Below are 16,152 nucleotides of genomic sequence, written 5' to 3' on the forward strand. Positions count from 1 at the left end.
CTCGCACGATAAACAGGCTCCGGGAGACCACCAGATGACGGACATTCTCATCGTCGGCGCCGGCCCTGTGGGCCTGACCATGGCGGCGGAGCTCGCCCGCTACGGCGTCGGCGTGCGCCTGGTCGACCGCGCGGCGCATGCCACCGGGACCTCCAAGGCCCTCGTGGTCTGGTCGCGCACGCTCGAGCTCATGGACCGCATGGGCTGCACCCAGGCCTTCCTCGATGCCGGCCTGCGCGCGCCCGGCGCCTCGATCCGCAGCGGCGGGACGGTTCTCGGTGCGCCGCGCTTCGCCGACATCGCGAGCGCCTACAACTTCGCCCTGATGGTGCCCCAGCGCGACACCGAGCGCCTGCTCGCCGCGCACCTGCAAACCCTCGGCGTCGCGGTCGAGCGGCAGGTGGAGCTTGTCGGCTTCACCGAGGCCGCGGACGGCATCGCGGCGCGCCTGCGTCACACGGACGGGCGCGAGGAGCGCGTGCGGACGCCGTGGCTGATCGGCTGCGACGGCGCCCACAGCACCGTGCGGCACGGGCTCGGCCTCACCTTCGCCGGGTCGGCCCAAGGCGACGACTGGCTGCTCGCCGACGTGCGCGTCGACGGCCCGGGCGCCCCGCCCCCGGACGAGGTCGCGACCTACCTGCACCGCGACGGCCCCTTCGTGATCTTCCCGATCCCGGGCGGCCGGGCGCGGGTCGTCGCCACGGTCGGCCGGACGGATCCGGCGCATCCGCGGCCCGACCCCATCCTCGCCGAGGTGCAGGCCCTGATCGACCGGCGAGCGGGGGGCGGCTTTCGCGCCTCCGACCCGGTCTGGCTGACGCATTTCCGGATCAACGAGCGCAAGGTGGCCGAGTACCGGCACGGCCGGGTCTTCCTCGCCGGCGACGCCGCCCACATCCACAGCCCCGCCGGCGGCCAGGGCATGAATACCGGGATGCAGGACGCGGTGAACCTCGCCTGGAAGCTGGCGATGGTGGTGCGCGGCCGGGCCGACGACGCGCTGCTCGCCAGCTACAGCCCCGAGCGGAGCGCGGTCGGCGACCTCGTGCTGCGCAATGCCGGCCGGCTCACCGACATGGCGACGTTGTCGAACCCGGCGGCGCAGGCGGCGCGCAACCTCGCGCTGCGCTTCCTGCTCGGCCTGCACGCCGTCCGCGACAGGATGGCGACGCAGATGAGCGAGATCGAGATCGCCTACGGGAGAAGCCCCCTGTCGCGGGGGCCCGGAGCCGGCGCGCGCTGGGAGCCCGAGGCCGATGGCGGCGCGCCGCCGGGCGCCGGGCGCGAGCCGCTCTTCGTGCTCTACGCCGCCGACGCGGCGGGCGGCCGGGCGTTGACGGCGCGCTTCCCCGGCCTCGTGGAGGCGGCGCCGCGCAGGCCGCCGGACCCGTCCCGCCTCTTCCTCGTCCGGCCGGACGGGTATCTCGGCCTCTCGGCGGGAGGAAGCGGCTGGGACGAGGCCGAGCGATACCTCCGGGCGCTCGCGCCGGGTGATCGCGGCGCCGGCGCCCCCGCCGCGTGACGGGGAGGACGGGCGGCGCTCCCGTCCGGCCGGCCCCCGGGACGCGGGCGCCGCGCGGACGGGATCCCGCGATGAATCTTTGACAGACGCGGTTCCCTGTGAGACCGCTCACGCTTGCCGCACCGGCACGCGACGACCGCCTTCCGCGACGGACGAGCCGGATCGGCCGATTCATGCCCGAGGCGTCCCGAGTGACCACCAAAATGTCGAAGTGGTGGCGCTCCTGCTTCCTTGGCCATTCGTGCGACGGGTCGGCCGGGCGCGCCACCGCCGCCCCGTGAGGCAGGGACAGGACGTCATGCACGGCAGATCCGACGCCATTCTGATCGTCCCGGCCTTTCCCGTCGACGGCGGCGCGATGAGCGCGCTGATGGGCAGGCACGACTGGCGCGCCTCGCCGCTCGGCGATCCGGCGACCTGGCCGCCCTGCCTCTCGACGCTCGTCGGCGTGATGCTCGCCGCGCACCAGCCGATGTTCCTCGTCTGGGGCAGCGAGCGGACGCTCCTCTACAACGATCTCTATGCCGAGATCCTCGGGGACCGGCACCCCGCCGCGCTCGGGCGCGACTACCTCCAGGTCTGGGCCGGAATCGAGGCCGTCCTCGCGCCCCTCGCGCAGGCAGGTGCGTCCGGCCGCCCGGCCCGCTCCGACGACGCCGTGCACGTCCTGGACCGGGATGGCGGCCGTGAGACGGCGCGATTCTTCCTCTCCTGCGTGCCGGTCCGCGACGCGGCCGGGCGGGTCGAGGGACTGTCCGGCACCTGCATCCAGACCGCCGCCACCGGGCCGACCGGCCGGGCGCCCGGCGCGCACCGGGAGGAGGCGCTGCTCCACGACAACGAGGAGCGGCAATCCTTCCTCCTCGACCTCAGCGACACGCTGCGGACGCTGAGCTCGCCGACGGACATCGCCGAGGTCGCGGCCCGGCGTCTCGGCGAGCGCGTCGGTGCCAGCCGGGTCTTCTACGCCGAGATCGGCGGCAGCCTGATGAAGGTCGAGCGGGACTACACGAACGGCGTCGAGACGATCGTGGGGGAGCACTCGCTCGCGGCGTTCGGCCCGGACCTCCTGGCCGCCTACCGCGACGGCGCGGTCGTGGCGGTCGAGGACGTGCCCGCCGATCCCCGGTTCAGCGACGAGGCCCGCGCCGGCCTGAAGATCCGGCAGGTCGCCGCCTTCGTCGACGTCATCCTGTTCCGGGAGGAACGGTGGGTGGGCCTCCTGGCGGTGCAGAACGCGACCCCGCGCGCCTGGACCCAAGCCGAGGAGAACCTGATCCGGGAGGTCGGCGAGCGCGTCAAGGCGGCGATCGAGCGCGGCCGCGCCGAGACGGCTTTGAGCGAGAGCGAGGCGCACCTGGCGGCGATCTTCGCCGGGGCCTCGGTCGGCCTGTCCGAGGTGAGCGCCGACGGTCGCTTCCTGCGGGCGAACACCGAATTGTGCCGCATCCTCGGACGACCGGCCGAGGAAGTCTTGCGGCTCGACCTCACTGCCGTCACCGACCCTGCGGACCACGCGCCGAGCCTGGCGGCGGTCGCGGAGGCGATCGCGACCGGACGCAGCATCTCCCTCGACAAGCGCTACCGCCGCCCGGACGGCACGGCGATCTGGGCCAACAGCACCATCGAGCGCCTCGACGACGCGGATGGACGCCTCAAGAACCTGCTGGTGGTGACCGCCGACCTGAGCCGGCGCAAGGAGGCCGAGCAGCGCCTGGCCGAGGGCGAGCGCCGCCTGCAGGAGCTGAACGAAACCCTGGAACAGCAGGTCTCCGAGCGTACCGCCGAGCGCAACCTGTTCGCCACCATCGTCGAGCGAACCGACATCATGGTGATGGCTGCCGCCCTCGACTACACGATCCTCGCCATCAACAAGGCCAATGCCGACGAGTTCGAGCGCATCTACGGCGTGCGTCCGAAAGTCGGCGACAACATGCTCGCTCTCCTGGCCGACCAGCCCGAGCACCAGGCCCAGGTGCGGGCCGGCTGGGGCCGGGGCCTCGCCGGCGAGGAGATCACCCTGGTGGAGGAGTACGGCGATGCGGCCCGCGCCCGCCCCTGCTACCAGATCAGCTTCCGCACCTTGCGCGACGCGAACGGCGCGCGCACCGGCTGCTACCAGTTCGTGATGGACGTGACCGACCGGTTGCGGAGCCAGGCCGAGCTGGCCCAGGCCCAGGAGGCCCTGCGCCAGTCGCAGAAGCTCGAGGCGGTGGGTCAGCTCACCGGCGGCGTGGCGCACGACTTCAACAACCTGCTCACCATCATCCGCTCCTCGGTCGACTTCCTGCGCCGTCCCGACCTGCCGGAGGCGCGCAAAGCGCGCTACCTCGACGCGGTGTCGGACACGGTCGAGCGGGCCGCCAAGCTCACGGGACAGCTCCTGGCCTTCGCCCGCCGCCAGGCCCTCAAGCCGGAGGTCTTCGACGTCGGCCAGAAGGTCCGGGGGATCGCCGACATGCTCGACACCCTCACGGGCTCGCGGGTGCGCGTCGTCACCGAGGTCCCGCGGGCGCCCTGCCTCATCCGGGCGGATGTGAGCCAGTTCGAGACGGCGCTCGTCAACATGGCGGTCAATGCCCGCGATGCGATGGAGGGCGCCGGCACCCTGACCCTGCGCGTGTCCTGCGGCGCGGCCCTGCCCGCGATCCGCGGCCATGCCGGATCCCAGAACCCCTTCGCGGCCGTGGCCCTGGTCGATACCGGCGCGGGCATCCCGGCCGAGCAGCTCGGCCGGATCTTCGAGCCGTTCTTCACCACCAAGGAGGTCGGCAAGGGCACGGGCTTAGGGTTGAGCCAGGTCTTCGGCTTCGCCAAGCAATCGGGCGGCGACGTCGACGTGCGCAGCGTGCTCGGACAGGGGACCACGTTCACGCTCTACCTGCCGGAGGTCGTCGCCGAGGACAGGTCGACCGCCGAGCGGCCGCAGGATCTCGGGCTGGCCCCGCTCGGGACCGGCCAGCGGATCCTCGTCGTCGAGGACAATGTCGGCGTCGGCCAGTTCGCGACGCAGATCCTGGAGGATCTCGGCTACCAGCCGATCTGGGCCGCCAATGCCGAGGAGGCGCTGGAGCAGCTCGGCCGCGACGGCAGCCGGTTCGACCTGGTGTTCTCCGACGTGGTGATGCCGGGCATGGGCGGCGTCGCCCTGGCGCAGGAGATGCAGAAGCGCTCGCCGCACGTCCCCGTGGTGCTGGCCTCGGGCTACAGCCACGTGCTCGCGCAATCGGACGCGCACGGGTTCGAGCTGCTGCACAAGCCCTATTCGGCCGAGCAGCTCGGCCGCATCCTCCACCAGGCCCTCGGTCCGCGCCTGAGCGCCGAAGCGGTCTAGGGCGGTCCTCCACCCGCTCACCCTCGCCGTATCCCGTCGTCCCACCCCCGGGTCCCCGACCCGCAAGGAGCCCTCATGAGCGTCGTCATCGGTCTCGACGGGGGCACGGAGGGCATCCGGGCCGGTGTGTTCGACCTCGCCGGCCGGCCCCTCGCCTTCGCGGCGCAGGCCTACCCCACGCACTTCCCGCGGCCGTCTTGGGCCGAGCAGAACCCGCAGGACTGGTGGAACGCGGCGGGCCTCGCGGTGCGCGAGGCGGTCGCCAAGGCCGGCATCGATCCCCGGGAGGTCTCGGCGATCTGCGCCGACACCACCAACTGTTCCGTCGTGGCGCTCGACCGCGACGGGGTCCCGGTGCGCCCGGCGCTGATCTGGATGGACGTGCGTGCCGCGGAGGAGGCCGCCCTGGTGCTCGCCACCGGCGACCCCGCGCTGATCCTGAATTCCGCCGGGGCGGGACCGGTCTCCGCCGAGTGGATGATCCCGAAGGCGCTGTGGCTCGCCCGGCACGAGCGCGACCTCTTCGACCGCGCGGCGACGATCTGCGAGTACCAGGATTACATGAACCTGCGGATGACGGGGCGGCGCGCCGCCTCGATCACCAACGCGGCGATCCGCTGGCACTACCGGTCGCGGGAGGGCGGCTACGCCCGCAGCCTGATCGAGCGCTTAGGGATCCCGGAGCTCGCGGAGAAATGGCCGGCGGAGGTGCTGCCGCTCGGCGAGGTGGTGGGCGGCCTGACGCCCGAGGCCGCGGCGCATTTCGGGCTCCCGGTCGGGCTCCCCGTCGCGCAGGGCGGGTCCGACGCCGAGATCGCGATGATCGGCCTGAACGTCACCGCGCCGGGCAAGCTCGCCTTCATCACCGGGTCGTCGCACCTGCATCTCGGGCTCTCGGCCAAGCCGTTCCACGGACGCGGCATCTGGGGCACCTATGCCGACGCGGTGATCCCGGGCCTGCACGTGGTCGAGGGCGGGCAGACCTCGACCGGCTCGATCGTCAACTGGCTGCGCCGGATCGTCGGCACCGACTGGTCCTACGACGCCCTCAACGCCGAGGCCGCCGCCCTGCCGCCGGGCTCGGACGGGGTGCTGGTGCAGGACCACTTCCAGGGCAACCGCACGCCGCACACCGACGCGGCCTCGCGCGGCGCCTTCACCGGGCTGACCCTGGCGCATGGCCGCGCCCACCTGTTCCGCGCCGCGATGGAGGGCGTGGCCTTCGGCACGGAACTCATCTTCGAGACGATGCGCGCGGGCGGCTACCGGCCGGACGAGATCGTGATCTGCGGCGGCGCCACCCGCTCGGCCCTCTGGATGCAGATCCACGCCGACGTCTGCGGCCAGCCGCTGACCGTGACCGAGGTGGGCGAGGCGCCGGCGCTCGGCAGCGCCATCCTGGCGGCGAAGGCGGCGGGCCATTACGGCTCGATCGAGGAGGCGGCGGGCGCGATGGTGCACGTCTCCCGCCGCATCGCGCCGAACGAGGCGGCCCACGCGCAATACCGGCCGGTCTACGAGCGCTACAGGCAGGCCTACCACGCGCTCGCGACCCTGCGCGGCTGATCCCGGCGGGGGCGGGCTCGCGCCCGCTTCCCGTCAGCTCTGCAAGCGGGGCCCTTCTCGCCGGGCGGTCGGAGCGCCTATCTGTTGCCTCGCAACACCGGAGAGCGCCCCATGAGCGATCGAGCCGATTACGTGCCGCCGAAGGTCTGGACCTGGGACAAGGAGAGCGGCGGCCGCTTCGCCAGCATCAACCGCCCGATCGCGGGCGCGACGCACGACAAGCCCCTGCCCGTCGGCAAGCACCCGCTCCAGCTCTACTCGCTGGGCACGCCGAACGGCCAGAAGGTCACGATCCTGCTGGAAGAGCTTCTGGCGCTCGGGCACGCGGGCGCCGAGTACGATGCGTGGCTGATCCGCATCGGCGACGGCGACCAGTTCGGCTCCGGCTTCGTCGAAGCCAACCCGAACTCGAAGATCCCCGCCCTCGTCGACCGCAGCGGCGCGACGCCGATCCGGGTCTTCGAATCGGGCGCCATCCTGACCTACCTCGCGGAAAAGTTCGGCGCCTTCCTGCCGACCGAGCCGGCGGCGCGGGCTGAGACCCTGTCCTGGCTGTTCTGGCAGATGGGCTCGGCGCCGTTCCTCGGCGGCGGCTTCGGCCACTTCTACGCCTACGCGCCGCAGAAGTTCGAGTACCCGATCAACCGCTACGCGATGGAGTCGAAGCGCCAGCTCGACGTCCTCGACCGGCGCCTCGCCGAGCACGAATTCATCGCCGGCGACGCCTATACGATCGCCGACATGGCGATCTGGCCCTGGTATGGCGGCGTGGTGAAGGGCTGGCTCTACGAGGCGGCCGAGTTCCTGGACGTTCAGAGCTACCGCAACGTCCTGCGCTGGGCCGACCAGCTCCTCGCCCGCCCGGCGGTGCAGCGCGGGCGCAAGGTCAACCGCCTCACCGGCGATCCGGCCGACCAGCTCCACGAGCGGCACGACGCGGCGGATTTCGAGACGAAGACGCAGGACAAGGTGGGTGGGGCGCAGGGATGATTGAGGCTGTGCCTGATCTATCGCTCCACCAGTAAAGCACGAAATCCCCTCTCCCGACGCGCGCAGGGCTGTCCGGGGAAATGAGTGGCGCGGGTTTCCCCTCCCCCCTCTGCGGGGGAGGGTGCCCGGCGGAGCCGGGCGGGAGAGGGGTAGCGCGACGCTGTTCCAGATGGCGCTCTTCATGGAGCGCGCGACTGCTCCGGAAACGGCGTCCCCTCTCCCGCCCCACTCCGTGGGGCACCCTCCCCCGCAGAGGGGGGAGGGAGAAATCCGAGCCCTTCCTGTCCCCCGGACAGCCCTGGAATGACCTCGTGGCTGTCAAGACCGCCAGAGTCAGTCGGACAGGTTCAACGACATCACGTCGACTGCCGCGCGCCGCCGCGTTATCCCGACTCGACCGCACCGCCCTCCCCCGCCAGCAACCCCTCCACCGAACTCTCCACCAGCGTGACGTGGCGCAGCATCGCCGCGTGCGCCTCCGCCGCCTGGCCCGCCAGGATTGCCGCCACCACCGCCCCGTGCTCCGCATGCGAGCGGGCGAGGCGGCCGCTCAGGCGGAACTGCGCCTCGCGATAGGGCTGGAGGCGGCGGCGCAGGCTCGAGGCGAAGTCGGACAGCACGGCATTGTGCGCACCGGCATAGATCGCGCCGTGAAAGGCCGTGTTGGCCCGCGCATAAGCCGCCCAGTCGCCCGCCCGGGCGAGGCCGCCCATGGCGTCGTGCAGCGCGTCGAGGCGGCGGCGCTCGAGCGGGCTCATCGACTGGGCGGCAAGGCGCGCGCAGGTCGCCTCGACCTCCGCCATGGCGACGAACAATTCGGCGAGCTGGTCGGCCGTCACCTGCGCCACCACCGCCCCCCGGCGCGGCCGCACCTCGACGAGCCCCGACGTGCCTAGCTGGCGCAGGGCCTCGCGCACCGGCGTGCGGGAGACGCCGTACTGGTCGGCCAGCGCCTGCTCGTCGAGGCGGCTGCCCGGCGCGAGCGCGCCGGTGACGATCGCCTCCGCGATCTCCGCCGCCAGCCGCTCGGTCCGCGTCCGTCCTGCCGCCTCGTCCATCCCGCCCCCGCCCAGACCGGTCGTCACCCTGCCGCATCGGAAGGCCGCAGGCCTGCCTGAAAATGCGGCGGCGGCGCACAAACTCCATGCGTGCAACATCGCCACAATGCATGCACTCTACCTGAGTTGCATGCAATTTTGAGTGCCGGTCCGAACCTTGCCTCCTGTCGGCGGATGCCCGCTGGCGCGAGCATCCGATCCCTCTCGCCCGATGAAGGCCCGCGCCGCATGATTACCCGCCGCACCGCCCTCGCCGCCGGACTCGCCGCGCCGTTCGTGGTACGCCGCGAGGCGAGCGCGCAGAACCCGACCCGCAACGAGACCCTGCTCCTGGTGCAGGAATACGGGCCGAATTCCCTCGACATGCAGGGCATCGGCGCCTCGCAGCCGGTGAACGGGGTGGCACTGAACTGCTACGACCGGCTCCTGCGCTTCAAGCCGGTGCCGATCCCGGGCGGCGGCGGCAACGCCGTCAAGATGGGCGAGCTGGAAGGCGAGCTCGCCGAGAGCTGGCAGGTCGCCTCCGACGGGATGAGCTGCACCTTCAAGCTTCGCGACGCCAAGTTCCATTCCGGCCGGCCGGTCACCGCGAAGGACGTGAAGTGGTCCCTCGACCGGGCGGTGTCGATCGGTGGCTTCGCCACCACGCAGATGAATGCCGGCTCGCTGGAGAAGCCCGAGCAGTTCGTCGCCGTCGACGACAAGACGTTCCGCATCGACTTCGTCCGCAAGGACAAGATGACGATGTCGAACCTGGCGGTCACGATCCCCTTCGTGATCGATGCGGAACTCGCGAAAGCCAACGGCGGCGGCGATCCCTGGGCCAAGGAATGGCTGAAGAACAACGTCGCGGGCTCGGGCGCCTACCGGGTCGAGAGCTGGAAGCCCGGCGTCGAGACGATCTATGCCCGCAACGACGCCTGGGCGTCGGGCAAGCTGCCCCAGCTGCGCCGGGTCATCGCCCGCGACATCGCCTCGCCCTCGACCCGCCGGGCGCTGATCGAGAAGGGCGACGCCGACATCTCGTACGGCCTGCCGCCGAAGGACTTCAAGGATCTGATCGACGCCGGCAAGATCAAGGTCGTCGGCGTGCCGATCCCGAACGGGGTCTGGTCGGTCTATCTCAACAGCGCCGTCGGGCCGTTCACCGATGTCCGCCTGCGCCAGGCGGTGGCCTGGGTACTGCCCTACGAGAAGATCCTGCAGGCCTCGCTGTTCGGCCGAGGCCTCGACATGTCGGGCGGGCCGGAGACGCCGCGCGTCGCCTGGCCGCAACCCTTCCCGTACAAGACCGATCCGGCCAAGGCGAAGGCTCTCGTGCAGGCGGCAGCGCCGGGCGGGTTGACGACCACGCTCCTGTTCGACGCCGGCAACGCCACCGTCGCCGAGCCGATGGCGGTCCTGATCAAGGAGGCGCTCGCCGGCATCGGCATCACGGTCGAGATCGGCAAGATCCCCGGCGCGAATTTCCGCGGGGAGATCTCCAAGAAGACCAACCCGATGGTGCTCAACCGCTTCGCCGGCTGGCTCGATTATCCCGACTACTACCTGTTCTGGACCATGCACGGGGCGAACTCGATCTTCAACATCGCCTCGTACCAGAACCCGGCCCTCGACAAGCTGATCGATACGGCCCGTTTCACCGAGGATCCGGAGGTCTACCGGAAGAGCGTCATCGACTTCGTGTCGCTGGCCGAGCGCGAGGTGCCGATGGTGCCGATCGCCCAGCCGACCCACGACGTCGCGATGCAGCGCACGATCAACGGGTACCAGTTCCAGCCGTGCCGCGAGCCGGACTTCCGGTATCTGACCAAGGGGACGGCGTCGTGAGAGGCGGCTGTACGCACCGCTGAACCCTTCCTCTTCCGCTGAACTGCCCAAGGAGAGGCGCAGGTTTCCCCTCCCCCCTCTGCGGGGGAGGGTGCCCCACGGAGTGGGGCGGGAGAGGGGACGCCGCTTCCGGAGAGGTCGCGCGCTCGATGAAAGGCGCCCACTGGATCAACGTCGCGCTGCCCCTCTCCCGCCCCGCATCCGCGGGGCACCCTCCCCCGCAGAGAGGGGAGGGAGAATCCGCGCCTCGTCTTTCCGCGGAACGTCTAGCGGGTCGGAAAAGCCCGGGCCGGCAAGCCTGACACCCGCGACCCCACACGAAAGGAGAGCCACACGACGATGCTGCGCACGCTCCTCGACCGCCTCGCCACCACGCTCCCGGCGCTTGCCGGCGTCGTCGTGGTGTCGTTCCTGCTCACTCGGGTCCTGCCCGGCGACACCGCAGCGTATTTCGCCGGGCCCGCCGCGACGCCGGAGGCGATCGCGCAGATCCGCACCGAACTCGGCCTCGACCGGCCGCTGCCGGAGCAATTCGCCCGCTACGTCGCCGACCTCGCCCGCGGCGACCTCGGCCGCTCGCTCACCACCGGCCAGCCCGTCACGGTCGATCTCGGCAGCCGGCTGCCGGCCTCCGCCGAGCTGACCCTGTTCGGCCTCGTCCTCTCGCTCCTCGTGGCGATCCCCCTCGGCGTCGCGGCGGCGTTGCGCCAAGGCTCCCTCGTCGATCACGCCTGCCGCGTGGTGGCGACCGCGGGCGTGTCGCTGCCGGTGTTCTTCACCGGGCTCCTCCTCGTCTACGCGTTCTATTTCGTCCTCGGCTGGGCCCCCGCACCGCTCGGGCGCCTCGACGCCTTCGCCTCGCCGCCGCCGACGCGCACCGGCTTCTTCCTCCTCGACAGCCTGCTCACCGGCGATCTCGAGACCTTCCGGGCCGCGCTCGCCCAGATCGCCCTGCCCGGCCTGACGCTGGCGATCTTCGCGCTGGCCCCCATCGCCCGCATCACCCGGGCGGCGATGCTCGCCGTGCTCGCCGCCGAGTTCGTGCGCACTGCCCGGGCCGCCGGCCTGTCGAGCCGCCGGGTCGTCGTGACCTACGCGCTGCGCAACGCCCTGCTACCGGTAGTGACGACGCTCGGCATGGTGTTCTCCTTCCTGCTCGGGGCCAACGTGCTGGTCGAGAAGGTGTTTGCCTGGCCGGGCGTCGGCTCCTACGCGGTCGAGGCGCTGATCGCTTCCGACTTCGCCCCCGTCCAGGGCTTCGTGCTGGCGATGGCCCTGCTCTATACCGTGCTCAACCTCCTGATCGACCTCGCCTACGGGCTGATCGACCCGCGCGTGAGGGCTAACCCATGAGCGCCACCGGCTCCCCCGCCCTCGTACCCGAGCGGTCCCGCAGCGGCCTGTCCGCGACGCTCGCCCATGCCGGCTCGGTCGTCTCCGGCAACCCGGTCACCGGCTTCGCCTTCGCGCTGCTGCTGGGCCTCGTCGCCTGCGCGGTCGTCGGCCCCTCGCTGGTACCCTACGATCCACTGGCCTCCGACACCTCCGCCGCGCTCCAGGCCCCGACCTGGGCCCACCCCTTCGGCACCGACCAGCTCGGGCGCGACATCCTCTCGCGGGTGGTGGTGGCCGCCCGGCTCGATCTCGCCATCGCGGTCTTCTCGGTGGCTCTGGTCTTCGTTGCCGGGGGGCTTGCCGGGATCATGGCCGGGTTCTTCGGCGGCTGGACCGACCGGATCGTCGGGCGGCTCGCCGATACCATCATGGCCTTCCCGCTCTTCGTCCTGGCGATGGGCATCGTGGCGGCGCTCGGCAACACCGTCGGCAACATCGTGCTGGCCACCGCCATCATCAACTTCCCGCTCTATGCCCGCCTCGCCCGCGCCGAGGCCGCGCAGAGGCGCAATGCCGGCTTCGTGCTGGCGGCGCGGCTGACCGGCAACACCGACCTGCGCATCGTCCTGACGAGCATCCTGCCCAACATCCTGCCGATCATGATGGTGCAGATGTCGCTCACCATGGGCTACGCCATCCTCAACGCCGCCGGCCTGTCCTTCATCGGGCTGGGCGTGCGGCCACCCACTCCCGAATGGGGGATCATGGTGGCCGAGGGCGCGAGCTTCATCGTCTCGGGCGAGTGGTGGATCGCGCTGTTCCCGGGCCTCGCGCTGATGCTCGCGGTGTTCTGCTTCAACCTCATCGGCGACGGCCTGCGCGACATCGTCGACCCCCAGAGGCGCACGTGACCGCGATCCCGCTCCTCGCCATCCGCGACCTCACGGTCGAGTTCGCTACCCGCCGCGGGCCGGTCCAGGCGGTGCGCCAGGTCGACGTCACGGTCGCCAAGGGCGAGACCGTCGGCATCGTCGGCGAGTCGGGCTCCGGCAAGTCGGTCACCTCCTACGCGGTGATGCGCATCCTCGACCGGGCCGGGCGCATCGCCGGCGGCGCGGTCGACTTCTCCGGCATCGACCTGCGCGCCGCGACGGAGCGCCAGATGCGCGACCTGCGCGGGCGGGAGATCTCGATGATCTTCCAGAACCCCCGCGCGGCCCTCAACCCGATCCGCAAGGTCGGGCTCCAAATCGAGGACGTGCTGCGCCAGCACGCCGAGGCCGGCTCCGGCGACGCCAAGGCGAAGGCCATCGCGGCGCTGGAGCAGGTGAAGATCGCCCGGTCTGAGGAGCGCTACCACGCCTACCCGTTCGAATTGTCCGGCGGCATGTGCCAGCGGGTGGTGATCGCGCTGGCGCTGGCGTGCCGGCCGCAGCTCCTCATCGCCGACGAGCCGACCACCGGCCTCGACGTGACGACCCAGAAGGCCGTGATGGACCTCGTCACCGCCCTGACCCGGGAGCGCGGCATGTCGACCGTTCTCATCACCCACGATCTCGGCCTCGCCGCGGCCTATTGCGACCGGATCGCCGTGATGGAGCAGGGCCGCGTCGTCGAGACCGCGCCGGCGGACACGATCTTCCGCGCGCCCGCCCACGCCTATACTCGCAAGCTGATGCAGGCGACGCCGCGCCCGGGCGTCTCCCTTCGCGACCTCCTGCCGGCGGGCGCGCCGGCCGCCCCGCTGAAGCGGGCGGAGGCCGCGGGCGCGCCGCTCCTCGCCGTCTCGGGGCTGGTGAGGGAATACCCGAAGCCGAAGGCCCTGCTCGCGCGCAAACCCGCGGAGGCGCCGTTCCGGGCGGTGGACTCGCTCAGCTTCACGGTCGACCGCGGCGAGAGCGTCGGGCTCGTCGGGGAATCGGGCTGCGGCAAGTCCACGACCTCGACGATGGTGATGCGCCTCGCAGACCCGACGGAAGGCTCGATCGTGTTCGCCGGCGAGGAGATCGGCCGGGTGCCGGCCGCCCGCTTCGCCCGCCATCCCTTGCGGCCGAAGATCCAGATGGTGTTTCAGGATCCGACCGAGTCCCTCAACCCGCGCTGGACCGCGGCGCGGGCCATCGCAGATCCGCTCCTGCGCTTTCGCACCGTGACGGGGGCGGACGCGATCCGGGCGCGCTGCGAGGAGCTGGCCCGCCTCGTCGGCCTGCCGGTCGATCTCCTGGACCGCTTCCCGCACCAGCTCTCCGGCGGCCAGAAGGCGCGGGTCGGCATCGCGCGGGCCATCGCGCCCTCCCCGGACCTCGTGATCCTCGACGAGCCGACCGCGGCCCTCGACGTCTCGGTCCAGGCGGTGGTGCTCAACCTGCTGGCCGACCTCAAGCAGGCGCTCGGCATGAGCTACCTGTTCGTCAGCCACGACCTCCAGGTGGTGCGGATGCTGTGCGACCGGGTGATCGTGATGCGCGCCGGCCGCATCGTCGAGGAGGGGCCGACCGCTGAAGTGCTGGAGGCGCCGCAGGCCGAGTACACCCGCGCGCTGCTCGCCGCGATCCCGCATCCACCGGTGTGAGGAGCGACGTCATGCTTGCTCGCCCCATCCCTACGCTCGTCGACGGTCTCGACGTCGCTCACACCCTCCGCGTCATCCCGGGGCCGCGAAGCGGAACCCGGGATCCATAACCGCCGACGGTGCAGACCATGGCTTGATGCGTTCTGCTTCCTCCTGAACCGTCAGCGGTTATGGATCCCGGGTTCTCGCCTCCGGCGAGCCCCGGGATGACGTCGAGACCTCTCGATCGACCGATCAAGCCAATTCCATCGGTCATACGACCAACCGCGATCCTTCGCCCCAATCTACCCGATCCCCGAGGTTCGACCATGACGACACCTCCTCTCCCCCTCGACGACGCGCAAGCCGGCGCAATCGTCGACGCGATGATGCCCCTCGTCGGCATTCCGATGGCGCCCGAGTGGCGCGAGACGGTGATCGCCAGCGTCAAGGCGACGGCGGCGGCGGCGCGCCTCGTGCTGGATTTCCCCCTCGACGACACCGTCGAGCCGGCGCCGGTGTTTCAAGCAAGCGGACCCCTGGCATGAGCGCGCCCGACAACGCCGCCGCAATCGCCGCCGCCGTGGCGGCGGGCCGGCTCACCGCCACAGCCGCGGTCGAGGCCGCGCTCGCGCGGATCGCCGCCCTCGATCCGGGTGTCAACGCCTTCACCGACGTGACGGCCGAGCGCGCCCGGGCCCGGGCGGCCGCGCTCGACGCGCATATCACCGCCGGCAAGGCGCCCGGCCCGCTCGCGGGCGTGCCCTTCGCGGTCAAGAACCTGTTCGACGTCGAGGGTCTTGCGACCCGCGCCGGCTCCAAGATCAACCGCGAGCGCGCGCCCGCTGCCCGCGACGGCGCCCTGGTGCGGCGGCTGGAGGCGGCCGGCGCGGTGCTGGTCGGCGCCCTCAACATGGGCGAATACGCCTACGACTTCACCGGCGAGAACGCCCATGACGGCCCCTCGCGCAACCCGCACGATCGCGAGCGGATGTCCGGTGGCTCGTCGGGCGGGTCGGGGGCGGCCGTCGCGGCGGGGCTCGTGCCCCTCGCCCTCGGCTCGGACACCAACGGGTCGATCCGGGTACCCTCGGCCTTCTGCGGCACCTTCGGGCTCAAGCCCACCTTCGGCCGGCTGTCGCGGGCCGGCTCCTTCCCGTTCGTCGCGAGCTTCGATCATCTCGGGGCCCTCGCCCGCTCGGTCGCCGATCTGGCGCTCGCCTACGACGCGATGCAGGGCGCCGATCCCGACGATCCCTGGCAGACGCCGCGGCCGGTGGAGCCGGTGTCGGAGGCGCTGGCGCAGGGCACGACGGGTCTTCGAATCGCGGTCGCCGGCGGCTACTTCGCCCGGGGCGGCGAGCAGGATTGCTTCGCGGCCGTCGCGCGCGCGGCCGAGGCGGTCGGCGCTACGAGCGGCGTCGAGATTCCCGAGGCGGCGCGCGCCCGCGCCGCGGCCTTCGTCATCACCGCCTCGGAGGCGGCGGGCCTCCACCTCGACCGCCTGCGCGAATGCCCCGGAGACTACGACCCCGCGGTGCGCGACCGGCTCATCGCCGGCACGACGATCCCCGCCGCCTGGGTCCACCGCGCCCAGCGCTTCCGCAGCTGGTACCGCGCGCGGGTGCTGGCCCTTTTCGACGAGGTCGACGTGATCCTCGCCCCCTGCACGCCCTGCCGGGCGCTGCGCCTCGGCCAGACGACAATGGAGCTCGACGGCGTGACGGTACCGGCGCGGCCGAATATCGGGGTGTTCACCCAGCCGATCTCGTTCATCGGCCTGCCGGTCGTGGCGGTGCCGGTGCGGGTCGGGGGCGGATTGCCGCTGGCCGTGCAGGTCATCGCGGCGCCGTGGCGGGAGGACCTGGCGCTGCGGGTCGCCGGGGCGATCGAGGCAGCGGGGGTCGGAGCGGCGCCGGTGGCGGGGTGAGCCACGTCCGACACCGGCCAAGTCGCTGATCTG

General features: G+C 71.8%; 11 protein-coding genes. 10 read left to right on the forward strand and 1 reads right to left on the reverse strand.

Annotated features, from left to right (window positions below; all coding sequences use genetic code 11):
• Nucleotides 1–34 precede the first annotated feature (34 nt).
• The 4 genes from BM430_RS28260 (at nt 35) to yghU (ending at nt 7,415) form a co-directional block, all read left to right on the forward strand.
• Nucleotides 35–1,525: an FAD-dependent monooxygenase gene (locus BM430_RS28260; protein ID WP_093570565.1), complete on the forward strand. Its 1,491-nt coding sequence runs from the start codon at nt 35–37 to the stop codon at nt 1,523–1,525.
• Nucleotides 1,526–1,823: 298 nt separating this feature from the next.
• Nucleotides 1,824–4,859: a PAS domain S-box protein gene (locus BM430_RS28265; RefSeq protein WP_093570566.1), complete on the forward strand. Its 3,036-nt coding sequence runs from the start codon at nt 1,824–1,826 to the stop codon at nt 4,857–4,859.
• Nucleotides 4,860–4,934: 75 nt separating this feature from the next.
• Entirely contained in the window at nt 4,935–6,425 is a 1,491-nt protein-coding gene (locus BM430_RS28270; RefSeq protein ID WP_093570567.1) for an FGGY-family carbohydrate kinase, read from the forward strand.
• A gap of 111 nt (nt 6,426–6,536) precedes the next feature.
• The gene (yghU, locus tag BM430_RS28275; protein ID WP_093570568.1) at nt 6,537–7,415 is read left to right on the forward strand and encodes a glutathione-dependent disulfide-bond oxidoreductase; all 879 of its coding nucleotides are present in this window, start codon (nt 6,537–6,539) and stop codon (nt 7,413–7,415) included.
• Between the two features lie 383 nt (nt 7,416–7,798).
• Here the strand turns inward: yghU and BM430_RS28280 are convergent, their stop codons facing one another.
• A complete protein-coding gene (locus tag BM430_RS28280) occupies nt 7,799–8,500 on the reverse strand; it encodes a GntR family transcriptional regulator (RefSeq protein WP_244539696.1) in 702 nt (233 codons plus the stop codon).
• A 201-nt stretch (nt 8,501–8,701) separates the two neighbouring features.
• On the opposite strand from BM430_RS28280, the gene BM430_RS28285 reads away from it, so the two are divergent.
• The 6 genes from BM430_RS28285 to BM430_RS28310 all read left to right on the forward strand — a co-directional run bounded on the left by BM430_RS28285 (nt 8,702) and on the right by BM430_RS28310 (nt 16,119).
• On the forward strand, nt 8,702–10,303 hold the full coding sequence (locus tag BM430_RS28285) for an ABC transporter substrate-binding protein (RefSeq protein WP_093570570.1): 1,602 nt from the start codon (nt 8,702–8,704) through the stop codon (nt 10,301–10,303).
• 339 nt (nt 10,304–10,642) lie between these two features.
• Nucleotides 10,643–11,656 (forward strand): ABC transporter permease, encoded by a 1,014-nt coding sequence (locus BM430_RS28290; protein WP_093570571.1) that lies wholly within the window; start codon nt 10,643–10,645, stop codon nt 11,654–11,656.
• On the forward strand, nt 11,653–12,549 hold the full coding sequence (locus BM430_RS28295; protein ID WP_093570572.1) for an ABC transporter permease: 897 nt from the start codon (nt 11,653–11,655) through the stop codon (nt 12,547–12,549). The genes BM430_RS28290 and BM430_RS28295 overlap by 4 nt, the downstream gene beginning before the upstream one ends.
• The gene (locus BM430_RS28300; RefSeq protein ID WP_093570573.1) at nt 12,546–14,210 is read left to right on the forward strand and encodes a dipeptide ABC transporter ATP-binding protein; all 1,665 of its coding nucleotides are present in this window, start codon (nt 12,546–12,548) and stop codon (nt 14,208–14,210) included. The genes BM430_RS28295 and BM430_RS28300 overlap by 4 nt, the downstream gene beginning before the upstream one ends.
• A gap of 308 nt (nt 14,211–14,518) precedes the next feature.
• A complete protein-coding gene (locus BM430_RS28305; RefSeq protein WP_093570574.1) occupies nt 14,519–14,737 on the forward strand; it encodes a DUF4089 domain-containing protein in 219 nt (72 codons plus the stop codon).
• Nucleotides 14,734–16,119 (forward strand): AtzE family amidohydrolase, encoded by a 1,386-nt coding sequence (locus BM430_RS28310; protein WP_093570575.1) that lies wholly within the window; start codon nt 14,734–14,736, stop codon nt 16,117–16,119. Before BM430_RS28305 ends, BM430_RS28310 begins: the two co-directional genes overlap by 4 nt.
• Nucleotides 16,120–16,152: the final 33 nt, after the last annotated feature.

This window comes from Methylobacterium sp. 174MFSha1.1, from assembly GCF_900116815.1.
In the GTDB taxonomy this organism is placed as follows: domain Bacteria; phylum Pseudomonadota; class Alphaproteobacteria; order Rhizobiales; family Beijerinckiaceae; genus Methylobacterium.

Excerpts from the sequence above, each read along its gene's own strand:
- BM430_RS28260 (WP_093570565.1), top strand. The coding sequence starts at position 35 with ATGACGGACATTCTCATCGTCGGCGCCGGCCCTGTGGGCCTGACCATG.
- BM430_RS28265 (WP_093570566.1), top strand. The coding sequence starts at position 1,824 with ATGCACGGCAGATCCGACGCCATTCTGATCGTCCCGGCCTTTCCCGTC.
- BM430_RS28270 (WP_093570567.1), top strand. The coding sequence starts at position 4,935 with ATGAGCGTCGTCATCGGTCTCGACGGGGGCACGGAGGGCATCCGGGCC.
- yghU (WP_093570568.1), top strand. The coding sequence starts at position 6,537 with ATGAGCGATCGAGCCGATTACGTGCCGCCGAAGGTCTGGACCTGGGAC.
- BM430_RS28285 (WP_093570570.1), top strand. The coding sequence starts at position 8,702 with ATGATTACCCGCCGCACCGCCCTCGCCGCCGGACTCGCCGCGCCGTTC.
- BM430_RS28290 (WP_093570571.1), top strand. The coding sequence starts at position 10,643 with ATGCTGCGCACGCTCCTCGACCGCCTCGCCACCACGCTCCCGGCGCTT.
- BM430_RS28295 (WP_093570572.1), top strand. The coding sequence starts at position 11,653 with ATGAGCGCCACCGGCTCCCCCGCCCTCGTACCCGAGCGGTCCCGCAGC.
- BM430_RS28305 (WP_093570574.1), top strand. The coding sequence starts at position 14,519 with ATGACGACACCTCCTCTCCCCCTCGACGACGCGCAAGCCGGCGCAATC.
- BM430_RS28310 (WP_093570575.1), top strand. The coding sequence starts at position 14,734 with ATGAGCGCGCCCGACAACGCCGCCGCAATCGCCGCCGCCGTGGCGGCG.